Here is a 22,028-nt window from a genome sequence, read left to right as displayed (position 1 = left end):
GAGGTGTGAGATGGGTGGATCATGTTCCACGAACGATTCGGTAGTTGAGTTAAACCCCAAAATGGCAACTCACCCCTGCTATTCGAAACAGGCTCATCAATATGCGCGTATTCACCTGCCGGTCGCGCCCGCCTGTAATATTCAATGCAACTACTGTAATCGAAAGTTTGACTGCAGCAACGAGTCTCGTCCGGGTGTTGTTTCCAAGCTACTTGCGCCAGCGCAAGCGGCTGAACGCTATCGCAAGGTAAAAGCGCGCATACCAGAAACTAAGGTCGTGGGTATTGCCGGGCCGGGGGATCCGTTAGCGAATCCAGCATCCACATTGGCAACGCTTAAGGCGGTAGCAAAACTGGAAGATGATATTCATCTTTGTGTGTCCACTAACGGCCTCAATCTCGTTGACCATGCCAAAGCATTGCGCGAGGTTGGGGTTGAACACCTCACCATTACTATCAACTGTATTGATGCCGATATCGGTGCGCAGATCTATCCCTGGATCTATTTTGATCATCGCCGTTTACGCGGCCGACAGGGTGCCCAAACCCTGATTGACCGTCAACTGGCCGGTTTAAAAGCCGCAGCAGAGCAGGGCATGTTGGTAAAGATCAATACCGTACTTATCCCTGGCATTAATGACCATCATGTGGCGGCTGTGGCATCGGAAGTAAAACGCCTTGGAGCGGCGCTGCACAATGTAATGCCTTTGATCGCTGAAGCTGAACATGGCACATACTTCGGCTTGATGGGCCAACGCAGCCCAACCGAAGAAGAGTTAGCCAAAGCCAGAGAAGAGGCCGGTGTATCGATGGCTCAGATGAGTCATTGCCAGCAATGCCGAGCCGATGCGGTAGGCCGACTGGGCCAGGATTGCTCGGACATAGATCAAGACGCGGAGCCTGCTGCTGACCTTGGTCATGGGCGTAGCAGTGGACTTGAGAGTGAGCGAGATCCTGAGCGTCGTTTGGTAGTGGCTGTGGCCAGTCGACATGGTCAGTTTATTGACCAGCATTTTGGCCATGCCACACGATTCCATCTTTATCAGCTCACGGAGCAAGGCATTTCTGACATGCCTGATCGCGAAGTCAGCCAGTATTGCAGTGGCGAGGATACCTGCACCGATGATGAGTCGTCGCCAGTAGCAGATGCTATCGCAGCGCTAAAAGGGGTGGATATGTTGCTGTGTTCACGTCTCGGCATCGGTCCTTGGCAGGCATTGGAAGCAGAAGGTGTTGCCCCCTCGACAGACTTTACCGGAATGACTATCAAAGACGCGTTGCAAGGGGTTCAAGCCAAATGGGTTGCATCCTTGGCCAACAGCGCTGATTACGCTGACGACAAGATAGGGGAGGTGATCTAATGGCTTTTAGCATTACTTCTGCATGTATTGGCTGTAACGCCTGCAAATTGGTTTGTCCCAAGAACGCTATTACCAATGTCAGTGGCCAATATACGATATCAGCGCACCGATGCACTGAGTGTGTGGGCAGTTTCGCTGACCCCCAATGTGCCAGCATCTGCCCGGTTGAAACGGCGATTGTGAATCAGGATGGCTTGGCTTTGAATCCACCTGGCAGCCTTACCGGGTTGCCCGATGAACGTAAAGTGATCGCCATGTCATGCGTGTCCCGAGTATCGCGGAGGGAATCGTTATGAGCATGAGTTTAGCGAGTACATTTGAGCTGACTGATAGGACTGTTAATCGCCCTGGTTGGCTGCGTCAACGACTGCGGCGCTCTCGTCCAGCCGATTGCGGTTGGAGCGAGCAGAATCGAGCCTTTATCAACCAGATCTTGAAATCACAACTCACAGGCAAAACTGCCTTGCCGTACGGTTTAGGTATGGAGCATGCAGCCTATCGTGACGTAATCAAAATGCTCGCAGAGGGGCGTCTTAGGTCGCTGGACAGCCGCTGGCAAGGCGATGAATGGCCGTCGATTAAAGCGAAAGCCGATCTACTTGCCAGCCTTTATTTAAGCCGACTGGACGAGCGTAATCAGTTGGTTGACCTGATGATGAAGCACGCTGATGAAAAAGCTTACGGCGCGGAAGTTATGGCGGTGATCATCTCAACTGCTTGCCTTAGTTCGAACCATTTATGGCGAGCGCTGGGTTTACAGCATCGCGATCAGTTGCGTGCGCTGCTGCTTCACAACTATCCCTCGTTGGCGACAGCAAACACTCAGGATATGCGTTGGAAGAAGTTCTTCTATCGACAGCTATGTGAATCGGGTGGCGATTATGTTTGTCGGGCCCCCAGTTGTCAGGAGTGTGCCACCTTTGCGGAATGTTTTGGGCCTGAAGACTAATCCGGTGCTAATGCCTGCTTAGCCAGGGCGTGGCTAGCTGATGGCTAGTCTAGCCATGCGCTGCATAGCGGTGGTGACAATAGAGGTGATAGTGCGGGTGATAGTGAGGTGTATATGACAAAGCGAATTTTGGGAATCATTGTGTGTCGGCGCTGTGCAATTTTCTTAACTGTGCTTGCACTGTTTTCTGCTTCAGGAACTGCGTTCGCTAAGGAGCCGCGCGCTATTAATGTCGCCGTTGCCGCCAATTTTTATCAACCACTGAAGCGTTTGTCTGAGCAGTATCGACAAGAAACGGGGGTAGCCATCAACATCAGTGCGGCCTCAACCGGTGTGTTGTTTCAACAGATAGTGCATGGCGCGCCATTTGACCTTTATCTGGCGGCGGATGCAGACAGACCACAACAGCTACATGAACGGGGTCTTAGTCTTGGTGAGCCCTTTGTATATGCCCGCGGCGTATTGGCGTTTTGGTGTCCGGGGTGCAGAGATGTGTCACTCGATGTAGTCAAGCGTTGGCAGGACCAGTTCTCTATGGCTAATCCCAAAACAGCCCCCTATGGCGCGGCAGCGTCGCAAGTGGTGCAGCGCTTTGCCTTGCCCAATGACCCCGCGCCTGCCGTTGGCAACAGTGTGTCCCAGGCGTATCAGTTTATCTCGACAGGTAATGTGAAAGCGGGGTTTGTGGCGTACTCCCAGGTGGTAGATCAGCCTATCAATGCAATTAAACTGCCCTTTGAGTGGTACAGCCCCATTGTGCAAAAAGGGGTCATACTCAAGCGCAGTGAGAACCTAGACAAAGTGCGGCAGTTTGTTCAATTCCTGGCTGAGCAATCAGGGCCAGTGCTAACCGAAATGGGTTACCTTCCTGCAATGGATCTCTCCTTAAAAGAGTTTCCCGTAAAGGGCTTAGCCGCAAAGGAGCTATCTGCAAACGAACTGGCCGCAAGTGAGCTGGCGGCAAGGGGTGCGAATGGCTGAGGCGGACTGGCAGGCTGTTTGGTTGACGCTGCGGTTGGCAAGCGTCACCACCTTGGTATTACTGCTGATAGGTCCGCCTTTGGCGTGGTGGCTGGCAACCCGCCATAGCTTCTTTGCTCGCACGGTTGAATCGATTGTCGCACTGCCCTTGGTGCTGCCGCCTACGGTATTGGGGTTTTATCTGTTGTGGGCGTTTTCGCCGAACCATGCATTAGGCGCTGGCTGGCTTGATATCTTTGGCTCCCCCTTGGCGTTCAGTTTTTCTGGATTGGTATTTGCCTCAATTCTGTATTCACTTCCCTTTGTAGTTCAGCCACTGCAGGCCGCATTTTCCAGTTTGGGTAAACAGTATTTAGAAGCCGGTGCGACTATGGGCATGGGGCCGATGGAGCGTTTTTTTAGAATCGTTGTACCGCTTTGTTTACCCAGCTTTGTTATCGCTACGGTATTGGGTTTTGCCCATACTGTCGGCGAATTCGGTGTGGTGCTGATGATTGGCGGCAATATCGCGGGTGAAACCCGAGTATTGTCTATTGCTCTGTTTGACCATGTCGAGCAGCTGGATTTTGCTTCTGCCCATCGTCTTTCTTTGCTGCTGTTGGGTTTCAGTGTCGCTGTATTGGTGCTGGTATACGGTTCAATGAAACGACGCCAGCAGAGGTTGCTGCCATGCAGATAAGTATTAATGCCTGTTTGGTAAGAAATGGTTGGCGATCGGCTTACCACCTTAATAGCCAGCTTTCCGGTATTACAGGCATTGTTGGACGCTCGGGTGCCGGTAAAACAACGTTGCTCAGGCTGATCGCAGGCTTGGAGCCAAATGCGAAAGGTGTGATGCACCTGGATGGCCAGACACTGTTACAGGGCCAAACCGCCATGCAGGCGGAGAAACGCGAGATTGCCTATGTGTTTCAGGACAGTCGATTGTTTCCCCATCTTACGGTGAAGAAAAACCTTAGTTACGTTATTAAACGAGGCCAAATGTCAGCGGAGCAGGCATTTGAGCTGATGGGGCAACTTGGGATACTCACTTGGATGGATAAGTACCCCAGGGAGCTTTCTGGGGGGCAACAGCAGCGCGTTGCGTTGGCCAGAGGGTTATTGCAGACACCCAAACTCATGCTACTGGACGAGCCAATGTCAGCGCTGGACCTGGTGGCAAGGCGAGCTATTTTACCTGTTTTAAAGCGCTATTCGGAGGCATGGCAGATCCCAATGCTCTATGTCAGTCACTCTACCGAAGAGATATGTGCGGCCTGTGAACGAGTGGTCATCATCGATAGAGGGGAGGTGGTCGCGGCGGGTTCGCCCCAGGATCTATTGGCATCAGCAGAAGTCAGTCAGCACCTTGAGAGCCCTTATCAGGGGGCGGTGTTGGATGCGTGGGGGAGTAACTATGAAGAGAACGATCAGTTAATGCGCTTGAGGGTTAAAGGCGCCGATGATTGCGATTACTGGTTGCACGCGCCTATTGATAAAAGTTGGTGTGGTGAATCTTTGAAGTTGCGTGTTCCCGCCAGTGAAGTGATTGTGGCGACTGCGCCACTGCAATCTGCCAGTATCCAAAACTGCCTTCCGGCAGTGATCAAAGAGATAACCCCCATCCAGCCAGGTGAAATGCTGGTGCAGATGGCGGTTGGTGCCATCAGTGGTCAAAACTCAGAGGAGGGCGCCAACCTACTGGCAAAAGTGTCACGCCGCGCCGTTAGAACGCTAAAACTGCAAAGAGGCCAGTCTGTCTATGCACATATTAAAGCTGTGAATCTGATTGAAATCGATTGATAACCTTTTAACACCCTTCACCCATAAACTCATTTTCTACCTATCTTTCACAGACGTTCTAACTGGGAGAACGTCCAGTAAAATCTGTCCTGTTAACAACAGCTCTTTTAGCTGCTACCCGATTAAAAATTGAGGCCTTTACAGAGCTTCTAGCATTCGTTTGGTGACACCCTAGAGCCCGTTTAGTGGCAATCTCAAGCGTTGCTGATATGCTGAGCCAAAACAATAACAACAAAAATAGAGGATGAAGCTATGAACAAATCCCTGCGTCAGTGGCTGAACGAGTACGGCGTCAGTCATACCAACCCTACAAACAAGCTGATCCACTGGATGGCGGTTCCCACCATTTATTTTACTGTCGTGGCCCTGCTGTGGGCGATCCCAACCCCCTGGGACCGTTTGGCTATGCCCTGGCTGAATTGGGCTACGTTGGCCATGGTGCCGGTAATGTTCTTCTATTGGCGCTTATCGGGCCCGCTGGCGTTGGGCATGGCATTGATTACGGTATTGATGTTTGGCGTCGTGGTCGCGTATGAGGCTGCGTTTAGTTTTCCCATCGCTTACACGGCACTGATAATTTTTGTTGTTGCCTGGATCTTTCAGTTTATTGGTCACGAGATTGAGGGGAAGAAACCCTCTTTTTTTAAAGATGTGCAGTTTCTGCTGATAGGGCCGTTATGGGTCATGCACTTCCTATATCGCCGTTTTCATCTGCCTGTGTAGCGAGTGATTAGAACTTCGCCGCTCCTATACATCCATGTATCCGCGGCATATCGTTCGACCTGAAAATAAAAGAGCCGGTTTCTCGTAAACCGGCTCTTTTATTTGAAAAGATAGAGAGGAGCTACTGAGATGCGGCGATAGCCAGAACATCGTAGTTGAACTCTTTCAGCATCGCTGTCAGCGAGATCAGTGGTAAGCCGACCAGGGTGTTGGGATCTTTGCCCGACAACTCATCAAACAATGTAATGCCTAATGCTTCACTCTTGAAGCTGCCCGCACAGTTATAGGGCTCTTCCACTCTTAGGTAGTGTTCAATTTCATCGGCAGTGAGTTCGCGAAAGACCACCTTAAATGGCTCTACAATCGAACGACAGACGCCTGATGCAGCGTCATAGACGGCTAACCCGGTATAAAAGGTGACTGTTTTGCCACTGGCTTTGGTTAGCTGTTCGACGGCTTTTTCATGATTGCCCGGCTTACCCAGTATCTCTTCATCAATAACGGCTACCTGATCTGAGCCAATCACTAAGGCATCTTCAAAACCAGCCGCAACGGCTGCTGCTTTTTCTTCTGCCAGCCGCTCAACCAGTTGTGGCGCGGTTTCGCCGGCTTTTTCGGTCTCATCTATATCGGGTGCTGCACAGCTGAAAGGCACGCCCAACTTCTCGAGAATAGCTTTGCGAAATGGGGAGGTAGAGCCTAAGACAAGGGTTCTCATAGAATTCATATATAAGTGTCAGGGAATAAAGAACATTATACCAATCCGAATAAGAATCTGATCTACCAGCGGGAATTTAAATCACTTTAGGCAAGGCAGGTGATTGAAGGCATAGTTGTGCTACGTCGAAATCAGCTTACGCAGCATAAAGTGATTTAAAACTCGCCCTGCGGGGAAAGCTGGGCAAGTCCACTTCTGCGTTGCAACCATTTGCAAGGGATCAACCATTGCTGCATGACTGCGCCTTGACTTGAACTTGCCCAGGCTTCCTGGTTGACCATATCTTTATTCGGATTGGTATTCTATGACGGATTATTATTACGTCGAAAAGCTCTTTTTCCTTTGACTCCGCGGTATTTGGTCATTATTATTCGCGCCCTATGCGAAAGGTGAAGTTACCTGTCCATCTTGATCCGATACGAAATGCGCAAAAGCGCTCCTCGTTTCTGGGTGAGATCGACAACGAGCGTTTTAACCGTCTCAATGAGGTGGCACCCCTGTCATCGCCTGTTTCAGTGGCGTTGGAATGTGGGATTGATGCTCAGGGCCTGGCTGTTATGGAGTTATCCATCAGCACGCGCCTCACGTTGACTTGTCAGCGATGTAACACAACCTTTGAACAGGAGTTTGAAGTTCAGTCTACATACTGTCCGATTACCGGCAGGGTAGACGTGGATGAACTGCCTGATGCTTATGAGCCAGTTGAACTTGATGAAAATGGCGAAGTTGAGCTGCATACCTTGGTAGAAGATGAGCTGATGCTGGCTCTTCCAATCGTGCCGATGCATGACTTGGAAGATTGTCCTGAAGGTTCAAACCAGATGGTGTACGGTGAGATAGAGCCTGCTGATGAGCGTCCAAACCCCTTCGCTGTACTGAATTCGTTAAAACGTGAATAACTGAGGAGTAGGGCAAAATGGCCGTACAACAGAACCGTAAAACTCGTTCAAAGCGCGGCATGCGTCGCTCTCACGATGGCTTGGGTACTACTACCCTGTCAACTGACCAGACTACTGGTGAGACTCATCGTCGCCACCACGTAACTGCTGACGGTTACTACAAAGGCAAAAAAGTCGTCGGCTAACGTCGAAGGTCTGCTTTGTCTCATCTAACCCTGGCGTTAGATGCCATGGGGGGCGACCATGGCCCCTCAATAACAGTGCCTGCCGCCGTGCAGGCTCTGCAATCCCATCCAAACCTACATATCCAGCTGTTCGGTCAAGAACAAAAACTTTCCTACGCGCTTAATCAGATTTCTCTGGGTGATCTCGAAGATCGGATTCAGATCGTTCATGCTCCTGATGTCGTGGACATGCGTGATAAGCCTTCATACGCTCTCCGCCATCGTCGTGAATCTTCCATGCGTCTAGCGCTAAATGCTGTCTCTGATGGAGCCGCCGACGCTTGTGTCAGTGCGGGCAATACCGGTGCGCTGATGTCGATGGCCAAGTTCGTATTGAAGACGCTTCCCGGTATTGAGCGGCCAGCTCTGGTTGCTGCTTTGCCAACGCAGGTGGGCAAAAAAGTCCATATGCTCGACCTCGGTGCCAACATTAATTGTGATAGCGAAACCTTGTTCCAGTTTGCTCAGATGGGGCACGTGCTGGTGCAACAGGTTGAAGGCATTGAACGTCCTCGGGTTGCGCTTCTCAATATTGGAGAAGAGGAAACCAAAGGCAATGACCAAATCAAACAGACGGCGCAGTTACTGCAGGAATGTGACGACATCCATTTTGTCGGCTATATAGAAGGCCGAGACATATTTACTGGAAATGTCGATGTTGTGGTCTGTGACGGCTTCGTTGGCAATGTTTGCCTGAAGACATGCGAAGGCGTCAGCGAGTTCATAATCAAAGAGTTTAAGCAGCGATTTAAACCAAAAGGTTGGATGCGTTTAATACTACCTTTTGTTTTACCTACGCTTTCTCGAATGATGAAAGGAATGAACCCCGACCAGTACAACGGCGCAAGTCTGTTAGGATTGCGCGGCATCGTGGTCAAGAGCCACGGAAACGCCGATCTTAAGGCGTTCAGGCACGCCATTGACGAGGCCGTCATTGAGATGGAACGTCAGGTGCCTAAGCGTATCAAAGATCAACTCGAAGCCGCTCTGCTGGATAAACATAGCTAATATGACGTACAGCAAAATTTCTGGAACAGGCAGTCATTTGCCTGAACTTGTGCGTAGCAACGCCGATCTTGAACAGATGGTCGATACCACACATCAGTGGATCGTAGAACGCACAGGTATTATTGAACGTCGCATCGCTGGCCCTGATGAAACCGTTGCCACCATGGGCGCTGAAGCCGCTCGCAACGCACTCGATGCTGCTGGAATGACACCAGACCAGCTCGATATGATCATCTGTGCGACGACAAGCGCTGAACACGCGTTCCCTTCGGCAGCCTGTGAGATACAGCGCCTGCTTGATGCACCACCAATGCCGGCCTTTGATGTGGCCGCAGCATGTGCTGGATTTAGTTACGTGTTGAGTGTTGCTGACCAGTTTATTCGCTCTGGTCAGGCAAAAAACATTTTGGTTGTCGGCGCTGACGTCCTCAGCCGCCTGGCAGACCCAGAGGACCGTGGCACTATTATTCTATTCGGTGATGGTGCAGGGGCCGCTGTTCTGAGTGCCAGCGAAGAGCCTGGCATTCTGTCTACCCATATCAATGCTGATGGACGTTATGGCGATTTGCTTAAAATTCGCAATATGCGCCCTGGACAGCAAGACCACGACTGGTTGTTTATGAAGGGTAACGAAGTGTTCAAAGTTGCTGTCACTAAGTTGAGTGAAGTGGTTGAACAGACCCTGCAAGCCAACAATATAGATAAGTCCGAACTGGACTGGTTGGTGCCACATCAAGCTAACCTTCGCATCATCCAGGCAACGGCGAAGAAACTTCGCATGCCGATGGAGCAGGTCGTGGTCAATCTTCACAATACTGGCAATACGTCCGCAGCATCCGTGCCTGTGGCATTGGATGAGGCGATCCGCGATGGCAGAATCAAGCGCGGTCAGTTGTTATTGCTGGAAGCCTTTGGCGGTGGTTTCGCCTGGGGCTCTGCACTGGTTCGATATTAAGTTTAGGTAAGCTGATAATGAGTAAAGTTGCGTTTGTCTTTCCAGGCCAAGGTTCTCAGACCGTTGGCATGTTGGCAGATTTAGCAAACAACGACACAGTTCGTAACACGTTTGCTGAAGCGTCAGAAGTACTGGGATATGATCTCTGGGCATTGGTTTCTGAAGGTCCAGCCGACCAACTGAATCAAACAGATAAGACTCAACCTGCACTGTTAACCAGCTCAGTCGCGTTGTATCGCCTGTGGTTGGAAAAAGGTGGTGAAGCCCCTGCTTTAATGGCGGGTCACAGCCTGGGTGAATACTCTGCACTGGTATGTGCTGGCGTGCTGCCTTTTAAAGCCGCAGTTAAACTGGTAGAGCAGCGTGGTCAATTCATGCAGCAGGCGGTACCTGCTGGTGAAGGCGCAATGTCTGCGATTATCGGTTTGAGCGATGAAGACATCCTGGCAGCTTGTGAGAAGGCGGCCGAAGGTGAAGTGGTATCTGCCGTTAACTTTAACTCTCCGGGTCAGGTCGTAATTGCGGGCGCTACCGCTGCGGTTAATCGCGCTAACGAGCTTTGTAAAGAAGCGGGCGCTAAGCGCGCACTGCCATTGCCCGTGAGCGTACCCAGCCACTGTGCTTTGATGAAGCCTGCGGCAGAGAAACTGGCCGATGTGTTGAACTCAATCGATGTTTCGGCACCTAATACGCCTGTTATCAATAATGTTGATGTGGCAAAAGCCGACACTGCTGAAGCTATTCAGGATGCGTTGGTTCGTCAACTTTATATGCCTGTGCGTTGGACTGAATCTGTTCAGGCCATTGTCGCTGAAGGCGCCACCGAAATTGTAGAGATGGGTCCGGGTAAAGTTTTGTCTGGCCTGATCAAGCGAATTGACCGTAGCGCGTCTTGTGTTGCTGTTAATGATCTGGCGAGTCTGGAAAACGCCCTGACTAAATAATCAAAGGAACAGAACAAGATGTCACTTAACTTAAGCCTTGAAGGTAAAGTTGCATTAGTTACTGGCGCTAGCCGAGGAATCGGCAAGTCTATCGCGTTAAAGCTGGTAGAGCAGGGAGCCTATGTTATTGGTACTGCTACCAGTGAAGGCGGTGCCGGTGCAATTTCTGAATACCTCGGCGATAACGGCTGCGGCAAAGTCCTTAACGTGACAGAAGCGGCCTCTGTTGAAGCGCTTTTTGCTGCAATTAAAGATGAGAAGGGCGGTGTGGATCTGCTGATCAACAACGCAGGTATCACCAAAGACAATCTCTTCATGCGTATGAAAGATGAAGAGTGGGAAGCGGTTATCGATACCAACCTGACTTCATTGTTCCGGTTGAGCAAAGCCGTTATCCGCGCCATGATGAAAAAACGTGGCGGTCGTATTATTAACATTGGCTCCGTTGTGGGTACTATGGGTAATGCTGGCCAGGTTAACTACTCTGCCGCTAAAGCGGGTTTGATTGGTTTCACTAAATCGCTGGCACGTGAAGTGGCAAGCCGTGGCATTACTGTGAATGCGATCGCACCCGGATTTATTGAAACAGATATGACGCAAGCACTTGACGAAGGTCAGCGCGGCGCTATTTTGTCTCAGGTACCAATGGAACGTCTTGGCAGCCCGGAAGAGATCGCATCTGCGGTTCTATTCTTGGCATCTGACATGGCTGGCTATATCACGGGCGAAACGCTGCACGTGAATGGCGGCATGTACATGGTTTAAACAAAGAACTAACAAATAGTTCCACAATTTTTATTAATAACGCTAAACTCGTGGTTTGACCACTTGAACGAGATGAGCCAATCGCTTGAATCTTTTGGCTTATCGCTTACACTAAGCGCAAATTCGCGAAAGCGTTATTTTGTTCATAAAGGAAAATATAGAAAATGAGCACTATCGAAGAACGCGTCAAAAAAATCATCATTGAGCAGCTGGGCGTTAAAGAAGACGAAGTTAAAAACGAAGCTTCTTTCGTAGATGATCTGGGTGCAGACTCTCTGGACACAGTTGAGCTGGTGATGGCGCTCGAAGAGGAATTCGACACTGAGATTCCTGATGAAGAAGCTGAAAAGATCACTACTGTTCAATCAGCTATCGATTACATCCTGTCTCACCAGGACTAATCAAAAAGTTTTTCTGAAGGCGGCGTAAGCCGCCTTTATTGTTTTTAGGGTTAACTCCTTACGGAGGCGAAACGTGTCTAAACGTCGTGTAGTGATCACTGGTATGGGTATGCTCTCACCAGTGGGCAACAGCGTTGATGAGTCCTGGCAGGCATTGCTTGCAGGTACCAGTGGTATTGCGCCAGTAGAAGGTTTTGATGTTGAGGCTTTTTCAACTCGCTTTGCTGGTCAGGTAAAGAACTTCAACGTTGAAGACTATATGCCGAAAAAAGATGCTCGTAAGATGGACTTGTTCATCCAATACGGTATCGCGGCGGGTATCCAGGCAATGGAAGATGCTGGACTGGAGATCACCGAGGAAAATGCTCCTCGTGTTGGTGCAGCCATTGGTTCCGGCATTGGTGGTTTGGGGTTGATTGAGAGTAACCATGAGGCCTTGCTGGCAAATGGCCCTCGTAAAATATCTCCTTTCTTTGTTCCTTCTACCATCATCAACATGGTAGCGGGTCATCTTTCCATTAAGTATGGATTGAAAGGACCAAACATCTCTATCGTTACAGCCTGTACATCGGGTGTTCACAACATTGGCCATGCCGCGCGTATGATCGCCTACGGTGACGCAGATGCGATGCTGGCAGGTGGTGCTGAAGCTGCTTGTACGCCACTGGGTCTCGGTGGTTTCGCTGCAGCAAGAGCGTTGTCTACTCGCAATGACGAACCGCAAAAAGCCAGTCGCCCTTGGGATAAAGACCGTGATGGCTTTGTTCTGGGTGATGGTGCCGGCATGATGGTGCTCGAAGAGTACGAAAGTGCCGTTGCACGCGGTGCTAAGATTTATGCAGAAGTGGTTGGCTTTGGTATGAGCGGTGACGCTTACCATATGACTTCACCGCCTGCTGATGGCAGTGGTGCTGCGGCTGCGATGGTCAATGCCCTGAATGATGCGGGTATCGACTACAACAAAGTTGGTTATATCAACGCGCATGGTACGTCTACGCCAGCCGGTGACGTAGCGGAAAGCGCCGCAGTTAAGTCTGTGTTTGGTGATCACGCTTATCAGTTGAAGGTTAGTTCTACCAAGTCTATGACTGGCCATCTGCTGGGTGCGGCAGGCGCTATTGAAACTATCTTTACTGCCAAAGTGCTGCAGGAAGGTAAGATCCCACCAACCATCAACCTGGAAAATCCGGAAGAAGGTTGTGATCTCGATTACTGCGCCAATGAAATGAATGAAACCGATGCGGAATACGCATTGAGTAACTCATTCGGATTCGGTGGCACCAACGGCTCTATCCTGCTCAAGAAAATCTAAGCGTTAGACGCTGTTTCACATCGCAAAAGCCTGATACCTTATGGGGTCAGGCTTTTTTGTTATTGAAAATCCAGAGTTACCTTGCAAATCTTCCACGCTTCAAGCGAATCTCCCCAAATAAGTTGTGCTGATCGCAGCTTCCAATACGGTGACGGCATCTTCACGACCGCGTTGGTTGTTGCAGGAAAGGTTGTATACCTGCAAGACCACCTGACAAGACTGCAGACAGCGGCAGCCAAGCTTGGTATTGAAGGGATCGACCTGGAGGCACTCGCTGCGGCTATGGTTGAAGTCGCCACCAGTCAGAATTTTGGTGGTATTAAGGTACTTGTTTCGCGAGGTGAAGGCGGACGGGGGTACGATCCCAGTGGATGTAGAGACACCATTGCCGTGATTAGTTGCTTTGAACTCCCTACGCACTATGAGCGCTGGCAGCAAGAGGGCATTTCCTTAGCAATTGCTAAAACGCCACTGGCAGTGAATCCTTTTCTGGCAGGGCTTAAAACAACCAGTCGGTTGGAGCAGGTGGTTGCTAAACAGGAGCTGAAGACGCTGGGCTCAGATGATGCCGTGTTCAGTAATGCAGCAGGAAACATGGTTGAAACTAACGTCGCAAACCTGTTTTGGCGTGTGGGCTCACAGTGTTTCACCCCTGATTTGACCCAGTCAGGCGTCACAGGGATTATGCGGGCCCGAGTTATGGAACATTTGGAACAAATGGATATCAGTTGCCAAGTTGTCGCAGAGCCGGTCAACGTACTGGAGAAGTCTGACGAGATATGGGTGACAAACAGTTTGATGCAAGTGGTGCCAGTAAGGCTATTTAATGGAAAACGAATGTCAGATTTTGTAGTTAGCCGCAGATTGCAGGGTGTTATCGGGGAAGCGTTGTCATGAGTGTTTGGAAGAGAGCTGCGCTTGTTTTCGTCACACTGTCGATGGCTGGCGTGGTTGCCGTTGCTATTTTACTCGCGCGAGTAGACAACTTCTTAAAGCAACCTCTGTTTTTAGAAGCGCCAACGATGTACGAAGTTACACAAGGCAGCCATTATCGCGGCATGCTGGCGAACTGGTCGCAGAGTGGCTGGATAAAGGATAGTTGGCATAGCAGGTTGATTGGTCGTCTTTACCCCGATCTTGTCCATATTAAAGCCGGAACCTACCAGCTCCAACCGGGTACCTCAGTGAAAGATGCATTGGCACTGGTATCGACTGGGTCAGAGTTTCAATATCAGCTTACCTTTGTTGAGGGAGAGCGTTATCGAGATTGGCGTAACCGACTTCTCGAAGCGCCAGGGCTCAAAAGGACGCTGGATGACCTCAGTGACGAGGCTGTAATGAAAGCTTTGGGAATATCTGATCGCTCTGTCGAGGGCTGGTTGTTCCCCGACACCTATTTCTATACCCATGGCAGCACAGACCTCGAACTTCTTCAACGCGCCTACCGGGCAATGCAGGGGCATTTAACCTTTGCATGGGAGCAACGTTCTCCGGATATCGAGCTTAAAACGCCCTACGAAGTGCTGATTATGGCGTCGATTATCGAAAAAGAGACGGGCGTTGATGATGAGCGTGGCCTTATCTCCTCTGTTTTTGATAACCGCCTCAAAAAGGGGATGCGTTTGCAAACTGACCCAACAGTGATTTACGGGTTAGGAGACGCATACCAAGGCGATATCAAGCGGGTTCACCTACGCCAAAAAACGGACTACAACACTTATGTTATTCATGGTTTGCCGCCAACGCCTATCGCTATGCCAGGCATCGAATCGTTGATGGCCGCCGTAAAACCTGAAAGCTCTGAGTATTACTATTTTGTAGCCAGCGGTGGTGGTCGCCATTACTTCTCAAAGACATTGAGAGAACATAACCAAGCAGTCAGAAAATATATTCTGGGTAAGTAGGAATGAGTCAAAAAGCACAACGCGGTAAGTTTATTGTCATTGAGGGCCTGGAAGGCGCGGGGAAGAGCACGGCTATTTCTACCGTCATCAATTATTTGTCTAAGCACGGCGTCGAGTCACCTGTGACGACCAGAGAGCCAGGAGGAACGCCGCTGGCTGAAAAAATTCGCGAGTTGGTAAAGTCGCCGGAAATTACTGAACCGGTGGCGCCAGAAACTGAACTCTTGATGATGTATGCGAGTCGCGCTCAGCTGGTAAAAACAGTAATAGAGCCAGCGCTTGAATCTGGTCAATGGGTGGTAGGCGATCGACACGACCTCTCTTCACGCGCATATCAGGGCGGTGGAAGAGGTATTCCAGACAACCAAATTCAAGCAATAAAAACCGCAGTCCTAGACGACTTTACCCCCGATCTGACGATCTACATGGATATCGATCCGGAGACCGGTTTAGCACGGGCACGAGGGCGCGGTGAATTAGATCGGATCGAACTGGAAGCGATTGGATTTTTTGAACGTACCAGGGATCGTTACCTCGAACTGGCGCAGTCTGACAGCACAATCAAGACAGTCGATGCAAACAGAAGCTTGGCAGAGGTGACATCCCAGTTGGAAGAGCTGCTTGCCAAAGAGGTTGCGCCTTGGCTGAAGTAGCTATCAATAGCTGTTCCTGGCTGAAAACACATCGTGTTAACTTCCTGAAGGCGCTGGCTAGCTCCCGAGTGCCCCATGCCTCGTTGTTTTCTGGTGTAAAAGGTGTCGGCAAAAAACTGCTGGTTGAGCAATTCGCTGACACTTTGTTGTGTCAGTCGCCAGTGAACTCGCAGGGCCTCATAGAACCCTGCGGTCATTGTAAGAGCTGTACCTTGAGGATGGCTGGCCATCACCCAGACCGACTGACGGTTTCGGCTAATGACAAGGGCACGATTACTGTGGATTTGGTGAGAGTGGTGATAGATAAGCTTTCACAAGCCGCCCATCAGTCGGGCAACAGAGTGGTTCTCATCGAACTCGCCGAGAAGATGAACGTTAATGCGGCCAATGCGTTGTTAAAGACGTTAGAAGAGCCGATGCCTGGCACCTATTTCATGCTGACCTCTGAAGCACCAAGTCAGCTTTTGCCCACTATTTTAAGTCGCTGTCAGCACATCCCCGTTGCTGCAACCGAAGCAGATATCACCGATTGGCTCAGTTCGCAGCGTATTCCCGCAGATAAATCTGTGATTGCCATGTTCCATGGTGCCCCGTTTGCAGTTAAGTCGTTCTTGGCATCAGACGAGTTTTCAGTATTTGAGCAGTTGCGTGATCAATATAAAAAATGGTGGCGGGGAGAAGAGCAGGCTTTAGGCCAGATGAAGCAGCTTGTAAGTAAGGAGCCAGTCTCTCGTATCGATTGGCTTCTACATCTCGTAGCTCTGCACGCGTTATCAGCGAAAGGGTCAAATGTCACAGGATTGAACGCTTGGTACGATCAACTCGTAACTTGTAGGAAACTTTTGTCACAATCCGGTATCAACCAGATGTTACAGATAGAAAAGTCCTTTCAGTTTGGGGAGCAGTTAACCAGTGGAACTATCAAGCAAGCTTAAGCCAAGACTCGTCACTCGATGGCGTCAATGGGGCATAGTCATTGCCACCCTTGTTGCTTTGTCAGGATGCAGTACCAAGATGGTATACAACTATCTCGATTGGCTGATCCCTTGGACGCTAGACGACTACATCTCCCTTGATAGTGAGCAGGATGCGTTTGTCGATCGCTCCCTTGCACAAGTACTGAGTTGGCACCGCAAACAGCAACTGCCGCTATACACCAAAGATCTGGAATCGTTGCGTCAGCAGTTGCAACAACCCATTGAGCCTGCGCAGGTACTCGAGATCATCGATAAAGCGAGGTCTCACTGGCAACACTTGATAGAAGTTATGTTTCCTGCGTTGGTAGAGCTTGGGCAAAGCCTCAGTGATGAACAAGCCAAAGAGCTGGTTGCGATTTTGCGTGAAGAGCTCGACGAAGTGAAACAGGAGAATGACGATAAAACCCTTGAAGAGCGTCAGCAAGAGTGGCGTGAAAATATGGAAGAGGGGTTGTCAGACTGGATTGGCGAGTTAACAGATGAACAAAAAGCCAGGATCGAAACCTGGAGCCAATCCAGAACCAGTAGTTTTGATCTTTGGATCGCCTATCGTTACAGATGGATTGATGAGTTGGAACTGACATTGTCCCACAGAAAAGATGCGGCCCGGTTTGAGAAGGAAGCGGAGCGTATATTGCTGAGATTGGACGAGATCCGCGAAGGTGAGTATTTAGCACAAATTGAGAAGAACAGAGCAGTGTACGCCCAGGTGATGTCAGATATTTCTGCCATGATGACAGAGAAACAACATCAACACCTGGATGAGAAACTCAAAGAACTGATTGATGATCTCAGCGCGCTGCATAGAGAGGAATAAGCAATGAGAGAGCCGATGCCCATGGGGCCGGTAATGATAGATTTCGAAGGGGAAACACTGACTGCAGAAGAGCGTGAGTTAATCCTTCATCCTGCTGTCGGCGGCGCCATTCTTTTTAGTCGTAATTACAGCAGTCGGGAACAAGTTCAGTCGTTGGTACAGGATGTTCGTGCTGTTAGGCCTGAACTTATCATCGCTGTTGATCACGAAGGTGGCAGGGTACAGCGCTTTAGAAACGACTTTACCCATCTTCCAGCAATGGCCCGAATTTTTGAAAACAGCCAGGGCCAGATGGCAACTTCCTGTCAGTGGGCAGAGCACTTCGGCTGGTTGATGGCTTCTGAACTGCTTGCCATTGATATTGATATTAGTTTCGCACCAGTGCTGGATCTTAATGGTATCAGTGAAGTGATTGGTGACCGAGCATTTCATGCGCAACCTGCACAAGTTGCCAGCCTGGCTTCATCATTCATTGACGGTATGCACCAGGCCGGCATGAAATCCACGGGTAAACATTTCCCCGGTCATGGCTCTGTTGCTGCAGACAGTCACGTTGCAGTGCCTGTTGATGAGCGCCCGAGTGCAATGATTCGAGACTACGATATGACCGTATTCTCACGGTTGATCACTGAAAACAAACTCGACGCTATTATGCCTGCCCATGTTATTTACCCGGATCTGGATGCATTGCCTGCGGGCTTTTCTCCTTATTGGTTGCAGACAGTTCTGCGCAATGAGTTAGGGTTTGACGGGGTGATATTTTCCGATGACCTGACAATGGAGGGGGCGTCTGTGCTGGGGGATTATCAGGCTCGCACCGAGGCGGCATTGGCGGCTGGTTGTGACATGCTACTGGTGTGTAATCAGCGTGCGGCAGCAATAGAAGTGCTTGAAGCGGTTGAAAAATTGTCTCCTGAATTTTCACCAAGGCTAAACTCGATGAGAAAGTCAGAAGCACCCGCATGGTCCCGTTTAGTCTCTTCTCCTCGATGGCAACAGGTGACCGCGATCATTGAACAGGAATTTTCTGACTAAACTTCTTGATGTAGAGAATCTGTGGCGGTAACTCTATCTACTATATTGAGAAAATTGCGGCGAAGCACAGGGAAAAAGAATGATTATTTACTTACACGGCTTTGACTCTACCAGCCCTGGTAACCACGAAAAGGTCATGCAGTTGCAGTTCATTGACGATGATGTCCGTGCTGTCACCTACAGCACCATGCACCCCAAGCATGATATGAGTCATTTACTTAAAGAAGTGATGAGGGATATTCGCGAGACCTCAGATCCTAATCCTATTATCTGTGGCGTCGGTCTAGGCGGTTATTGGTCAGAACGTATTGGGTTCCTAGCTGGTATCAAATCCGTGATTGTTAATCCTAACTTAAATCCAGCAGACAATATGGAAGGCAAAATTGACCGTCCTGAAGAGTATCTGGATATTGCGGGCAAATGCGTCAGTGAATTCCGTAACAAGAACAAGGGGCGCACCCTGGTGATCTTGTCAAGAAAGGACGAAGTTCTGGATAATGAAAAGAGCCATGAGGCCCTGTCCCCATACTACGATGTGGTTTGGGACGAAGAGCAAACCCACAAATTTAAGAAATTGTCTCCGCATCTGCAGAAAATTAAAGCGTTTAAGGAAGGCACCGAATAATTTAAACTATGACGCAGCTAGCATAATTTTGCGGGCCCTTTTGGCCCGCTTTTGTTTTTAGGAGCGTCTCAAATGAGTAAGAGTAAGATTGTCGTCGTGGGTGGCGGCGCTGGTGGATTGGAACTAGCGACAAAACTTGGACGCCGTCTTGGGAAGCGTGGAAAGGCAGAAATCACACTGGTTGACCGTAAACGTACTCATATCTGGAAGCCGTTGTTACACGAAGTGGCTGCAGGCTCATTAGATGATGGTGTCGACGCTCTGAGCTATCGAGCACATGCTAGAAATCACCATTTTAACTTTCAGCTGGGTGCGCTGAGTCGTATCGAAAGGGATGACAAGAAGATCATCCTGGCGCCTATGCTCGACGACAAAGGCGAAGAACTCCAGCCAGAACGGGCTATCGACTACGACTATCTGGTTGTTTCTCTGGGTAGCGTGTCAAATGACTTCAATACCAAAGGTGTTCGTGATAACTGCATCTTCCTGGATTCCCCAGAGCAAGCCCGCCGTTTCCACGGTGAACTGCTCAATGCCTTCCTGAAACTTGGCGGTGGTAAGAAAGAGACGCTGGATATCGCGATTGTTGGCGGTGGTGCAACTGGTGTTGAATTGTCTGCTGAACTGCACAAGGCAGCGGAAGAAGCGGCGCATTATGGTGTGAAAGACGCAGGGCGCGATAAATTGAATGTGACCTTGGTTGAAGCTGGCCCTCGTATTCTTCCTGCACTTCCTGAACGTATCAGTGCTGCTGCTCACAAAGAGCTTCAAGATCTGGGTGTGACCGTTAAAACAGCGACCATGGTGACTGAAGCAACCTCCGAGGGGTTAGTGACTAAAGACGGTGAGACCGTGCCGGCACAGCTGATGGTATGGGCTGCCGGAATTAAGGCCCCTGATTTCCTGGCTGAGATAGGGGGCTTGGAGACTAATCGCATCAACCAATTGGTGGTGCAGCCGACTCTGCAGACGACAAAAGACGATAATATCTACGCGTTGGGTGATTGTGCCAGCTGTATGCAGGAAAATGGACAGCCGGTACCACCGCGAGCTCAGGCCGCCCACCAGATGGCGTCACATGTTTATAGCAACCTTCTGGCTCAGTTGGCTGGCAAGCCGCTTAAAAACTACGAATACAAAGACCATGGCTCCTTGGTTTCGCTAAGCAAGTACTCCACAGTGGGTAGCTTGATGGGTAACCTGACACGCGGTTCTATGCGTGTAGAGGGTCGTGTTGCCCGATTTGTTTATATTTCACTTTATCGCATGCATCAGTTTGCACTTCATGGCTGGTTCAAAACCATGTTGTTGTTACTGGTGGGGCAGATCAATCGGGCATTGCGTCCGACACTGAAACTGCACTAGTTAAGAGGTACGTGCGGGAATGAAGTTAAGAGTTGTAGCATTTTGCGCACTTTTTTTGCCTTCGCTGGCTTGGGCACAACCTGCCGAGCCCCCGCGCGTGTTACCCGGACTGGGCGCCCCGGTTTCTGATGCTGAAATCGATGAGCGCTTGAAGCAGTATTGCCGGCCAATTGCCGCTTGGAGTCGTCCAGCCTATCAGCTATGTCTTGAAGCCGGTGTTGCGGTTAATCTCGCCGCCCGCGAGTACCATCTGGAGAATTGTCAGAGGGGAGAGGGCCGAAGCATCTGCCAGCAGGCACGAGCCCTTTATCAGCAGAACTTTCGTCTTTGGGATGGGTCGGTCGACAATGTAGGCCGAGCGAAAGCACGTTTAGGCGGCAAGGCCAATAAAAAGCTTGAGCAATCCGGCGCACTTTCAGGCTGTAAGCGTCGCTATCAACAAGCACTGGTTCAAGCCCGAGATAATATGCAGGCTGAACAGAACTGGATGAGCGCCAATGCGGAAGTGTTAGCGTTGTTGTCAGCGGAAGGAGTCACGCTTCGTATTGATACTTTGTCAGACAAGCTTAGCGCCGGAGGATTTAAGCCCCCGGTAAGCTCAAAGGCGTGTGTTCAGTCAATGAAGGCGGAGCACGCTAAATTCAGCCAGCAACAATCAGAACATCGTAAACAGCTGGCGGCTGCATTAGCGGAATGGAAAAGCATACATCAAAGTAAAATGGTACTGGCCACTTGTCAGGCTCTTGCTGACGATACCCCGTTGCTTACACATCGCCAGAATCTGTTGAACCATTATCCTCTCGACTATTCCTTATGGTATGTGCCTGTGACGACAGATGCGCCAGATGCATTAGAACGATACCGTTCTGCGGTTAAGGCATACCGAGCAGCGGTCGTGCCGAACTTCTGCTCTTCCGAAATTACCCAGCAGTTCAGCTCTCGTTTGGATAGCCACGAAGCGAGAATCATCCTGGCTGAGAAAAGCCTGTGGGCGGAAAAGTACCTTGCGCTGGCAAGCCTGCAACCACCATTGAAATCTAAGCAACCAATTTGGCTCTGGCTATTGTTGGGGGCAGGGCTTTTCACTGCAGCTTCTGTAGCCGCTTTCGTTAAACTTCGTAAAGCTCCAAAGGAAGCTGATCCGGGTCGCTAAAGAAGGTGAAGCGCTTTCCTGTGTAGGCGTCGACGCGGATCGGCTCAACTTCAATCTGATTTTTCTTCAGTTCCGCTACTGTCGTTTCGATGCATGCCACTTTAAAGGCCAGGTGCCTCAGTCCTTGCGCTTCTGGATAAGAGGGGCGCTCAGGGGCACCAGGAAAAGAGAACAATTCTATTTGTGAACCATCTGGCAGCGCCAGATCCAACTTGTATGAATCCCTTTCTGCGCGGTAGTTTTCGGCAACGACACGCATTCCCAATATATCGCAGTAAAAGTGCTTTGAGCGTTGGTAATCGCTGCAGATGATAGCGGTGTGGTGAATACCTAGTAGCGGCATATTTTCTTCCAGACGTGTTTAAACGAAAACGGCACCTATCGGTGCCGTTTTGATTGTCACCTCTAAACCACCTCCTATGGAGGTGGTGATCGGCAATTCGGGGCTCTGCCCGTAGAGAGCCCATGCTACAAACAC

The 22,028-nt window shown here is 50.1% G+C and carries 26 protein-coding genes; 24 read left to right on the top strand and 2 right to left on the bottom strand.

The features are described 5' to 3' along the window. The first annotated feature begins 10 nt into the window (after positions 1 to 10). The 7 genes from nifB (at position 11) to ABEA14_RS04505 (ending at position 5,795) form a co-directional block, all read left to right on the top strand. Positions 11 to 1,360: a nitrogenase cofactor biosynthesis protein NifB gene (nifB, locus tag ABEA14_RS04535; RefSeq protein ID WP_345338681.1), complete on the top strand. Its 1,350-nt coding sequence runs from the start codon at positions 11 to 13 to the stop codon at positions 1,358 to 1,360. Further along, positions 1,360 to 1,656, top strand: a complete 297-nt coding sequence (locus tag ABEA14_RS04530; RefSeq protein ID WP_345338680.1) for a 4Fe-4S binding protein — start codon at positions 1,360 to 1,362, stop codon at positions 1,654 to 1,656. Before nifB ends, ABEA14_RS04530 begins: the two co-directional genes overlap by 1 nt. Then, positions 1,653 to 2,309, top strand: a complete 657-nt coding sequence (locus ABEA14_RS04525; protein ID WP_345338679.1) for a nitrogen fixation protein NifQ — start codon at positions 1,653 to 1,655, stop codon at positions 2,307 to 2,309. Before ABEA14_RS04530 ends, ABEA14_RS04525 begins: the two co-directional genes overlap by 4 nt. A 114-nt stretch (positions 2,310 to 2,423) precedes the next feature. Beyond that, a complete protein-coding gene (modA, locus tag ABEA14_RS04520) occupies positions 2,424 to 3,290 on the top strand; it encodes a molybdate ABC transporter substrate-binding protein (protein WP_345338678.1) in 867 nt (288 codons plus the stop codon). Next, complete coding sequence (gene modB, locus ABEA14_RS04515) at positions 3,283 to 3,969, top strand: molybdate ABC transporter permease subunit (RefSeq protein WP_345338677.1); 687 nt, start codon at positions 3,283 to 3,285, stop codon at positions 3,967 to 3,969. The genes modA and modB overlap by 8 nt, the downstream gene beginning before the upstream one ends. After that, positions 3,960 to 5,072, top strand: coding sequence for a molybdenum ABC transporter ATP-binding protein (gene modC / locus ABEA14_RS04510; protein WP_345338676.1), 1,113 nt, complete (start codon positions 3,960 to 3,962; stop codon positions 5,070 to 5,072). Before modB ends, modC begins: the two co-directional genes overlap by 10 nt. 252 nt (positions 5,073 to 5,324) lie before the next feature. After that, positions 5,325 to 5,795, top strand: coding sequence for an Mpo1 family 2-hydroxy fatty acid dioxygenase (locus ABEA14_RS04505; protein ID WP_345338675.1), 471 nt, complete (start codon positions 5,325 to 5,327; stop codon positions 5,793 to 5,795). Positions 5,796 to 5,916: 121 nt separating this feature from the next. Here the strand turns inward: ABEA14_RS04505 and ABEA14_RS04500 are convergent, their stop codons facing one another. After that, a complete protein-coding gene (locus ABEA14_RS04500) occupies positions 5,917 to 6,513 on the bottom strand; it encodes a Maf family protein (protein WP_345338673.1) in 597 nt (198 codons plus the stop codon). Positions 6,514 to 6,893: 380 nt separating this feature from the next. On the opposite strand from ABEA14_RS04500, the gene yceD reads away from it, so the two are divergent. The 17 genes from yceD to ABEA14_RS04415 all read left to right on the top strand — a co-directional run bounded on the left by yceD (position 6,894) and on the right by ABEA14_RS04415 (position 21,550). After that, the gene (gene yceD / locus ABEA14_RS04495) at positions 6,894 to 7,412 is read left to right on the top strand and encodes a 23S rRNA accumulation protein YceD (protein WP_345338671.1); all 519 of its coding nucleotides are present in this window, start codon (positions 6,894 to 6,896) and stop codon (positions 7,410 to 7,412) included. A 17-nt stretch (positions 7,413 to 7,429) separates the two neighbouring features. Next, a complete protein-coding gene (rpmF, locus tag ABEA14_RS04490) occupies positions 7,430 to 7,597 on the top strand; it encodes a 50S ribosomal protein L32 (protein ID WP_345338670.1) in 168 nt (55 codons plus the stop codon). Positions 7,598 to 7,612: 15 nt separating this feature from the next. Further along, complete coding sequence (gene plsX, locus ABEA14_RS04485) at positions 7,613 to 8,644, top strand: phosphate acyltransferase PlsX (RefSeq protein WP_345338669.1); 1,032 nt, start codon at positions 7,613 to 7,615, stop codon at positions 8,642 to 8,644. Between the two features lies 1 nt (position 8,645). After that, positions 8,646 to 9,599 carry a beta-ketoacyl-ACP synthase III gene (locus ABEA14_RS04480; protein WP_345338668.1) on the top strand — a complete coding sequence of 318 codons (954 nt, stop codon included), beginning with the start codon at positions 8,646 to 8,648 and terminating at the stop codon, positions 9,597 to 9,599. Positions 9,600 to 9,616: 17 nt separating this feature from the next. Further along, positions 9,617 to 10,543, top strand: coding sequence for an ACP S-malonyltransferase (fabD, locus tag ABEA14_RS04475; RefSeq protein WP_345338667.1), 927 nt, complete (start codon positions 9,617 to 9,619; stop codon positions 10,541 to 10,543). A gap of 18 nt (positions 10,544 to 10,561) precedes the next feature. Beyond that, positions 10,562 to 11,308: a 3-oxoacyl-ACP reductase FabG gene (gene fabG / locus ABEA14_RS04470; protein ID WP_345338666.1), complete on the top strand. Its 747-nt coding sequence runs from the start codon at positions 10,562 to 10,564 to the stop codon at positions 11,306 to 11,308. 164 nt (positions 11,309 to 11,472) lie between these two features. Next, positions 11,473 to 11,709 (top strand): acyl carrier protein, encoded by a 237-nt coding sequence (gene acpP, locus ABEA14_RS04465; protein ID WP_345338665.1) that lies wholly within the window; start codon positions 11,473 to 11,475, stop codon positions 11,707 to 11,709. A gap of 73 nt (positions 11,710 to 11,782) precedes the next feature. Then, positions 11,783 to 13,021: a beta-ketoacyl-ACP synthase II gene (gene fabF / locus ABEA14_RS04460; protein ID WP_345338664.1), complete on the top strand. Its 1,239-nt coding sequence runs from the start codon at positions 11,783 to 11,785 to the stop codon at positions 13,019 to 13,021. An 81-nt stretch (positions 13,022 to 13,102) separates the two neighbouring features. Continuing rightward, on the top strand, positions 13,103 to 13,918 hold the full coding sequence (pabC, locus tag ABEA14_RS04455) for an aminodeoxychorismate lyase (protein WP_345338663.1): 816 nt from the start codon (positions 13,103 to 13,105) through the stop codon (positions 13,916 to 13,918). Beyond that, the gene (gene mltG / locus ABEA14_RS04450) at positions 13,915 to 14,925 is read left to right on the top strand and encodes an endolytic transglycosylase MltG (protein ID WP_345338662.1); all 1,011 of its coding nucleotides are present in this window, start codon (positions 13,915 to 13,917) and stop codon (positions 14,923 to 14,925) included. The genes pabC and mltG overlap by 4 nt, the downstream gene beginning before the upstream one ends. 2 nt (positions 14,926 to 14,927) lie before the next feature. After that, positions 14,928 to 15,578, top strand: a complete 651-nt coding sequence (gene tmk, locus ABEA14_RS04445) for a dTMP kinase (RefSeq protein WP_345338661.1) — start codon at positions 14,928 to 14,930, stop codon at positions 15,576 to 15,578. Beyond that, positions 15,566 to 16,513 carry a DNA polymerase III subunit delta' gene (gene holB / locus ABEA14_RS04440; protein ID WP_345338660.1) on the top strand — a complete coding sequence of 316 codons (948 nt, stop codon included), beginning with the start codon at positions 15,566 to 15,568 and terminating at the stop codon, positions 16,511 to 16,513. The genes tmk and holB overlap by 13 nt, the downstream gene beginning before the upstream one ends. Further along, the gene (locus tag ABEA14_RS04435; protein ID WP_345338659.1) at positions 16,491 to 17,372 is read left to right on the top strand and encodes a DUF6279 family lipoprotein; all 882 of its coding nucleotides are present in this window, start codon (positions 16,491 to 16,493) and stop codon (positions 17,370 to 17,372) included. Before holB ends, ABEA14_RS04435 begins: the two co-directional genes overlap by 23 nt. A 21-nt stretch (positions 17,373 to 17,393) precedes the next feature. Beyond that, on the top strand, positions 17,394 to 18,407 hold the full coding sequence (nagZ, locus tag ABEA14_RS04430) for a beta-N-acetylhexosaminidase (RefSeq protein ID WP_345338879.1): 1,014 nt from the start codon (positions 17,394 to 17,396) through the stop codon (positions 18,405 to 18,407). Between the two features lie 79 nt (positions 18,408 to 18,486). Beyond that, entirely contained in the window at positions 18,487 to 19,032 is a 546-nt protein-coding gene (gene ycfP / locus ABEA14_RS04425) for an alpha/beta hydrolase YcfP (protein WP_345338658.1), read from the top strand. Between the two features lie 72 nt (positions 19,033 to 19,104). After that, positions 19,105 to 20,397: an NAD(P)/FAD-dependent oxidoreductase gene (locus ABEA14_RS04420; protein ID WP_345338657.1), complete on the top strand. Its 1,293-nt coding sequence runs from the start codon at positions 19,105 to 19,107 to the stop codon at positions 20,395 to 20,397. Between the two features lie 19 nt (positions 20,398 to 20,416). Further along, positions 20,417 to 21,550, top strand: a complete 1,134-nt coding sequence (locus ABEA14_RS04415; RefSeq protein ID WP_345338656.1) for a hypothetical protein — start codon at positions 20,417 to 20,419, stop codon at positions 21,548 to 21,550. Here the strand turns inward: ABEA14_RS04415 and gloA2 are convergent. Then, a complete protein-coding gene (gloA2, locus tag ABEA14_RS04410; RefSeq protein WP_345338655.1) occupies positions 21,507 to 21,893 on the bottom strand; it encodes an SMU1112c/YaeR family gloxylase I-like metalloprotein in 387 nt (128 codons plus the stop codon). The two genes, ABEA14_RS04415 and gloA2, sit on opposite strands and share 44 nt — an antisense overlap. Between the last annotated feature and the right edge of the window lie 135 nt (positions 21,894 to 22,028).

This window comes from Corallincola platygyrae (assembly GCF_039544265.1).
GTDB classification, from domain to species: domain Bacteria; phylum Pseudomonadota; class Gammaproteobacteria; order Enterobacterales; family Neiellaceae; genus Corallincola; species Corallincola platygyrae.
The sequence above is the reverse complement of the archived record's forward strand: the minus strand, read 5'-3'. Positions and strand labels throughout refer to the sequence as shown.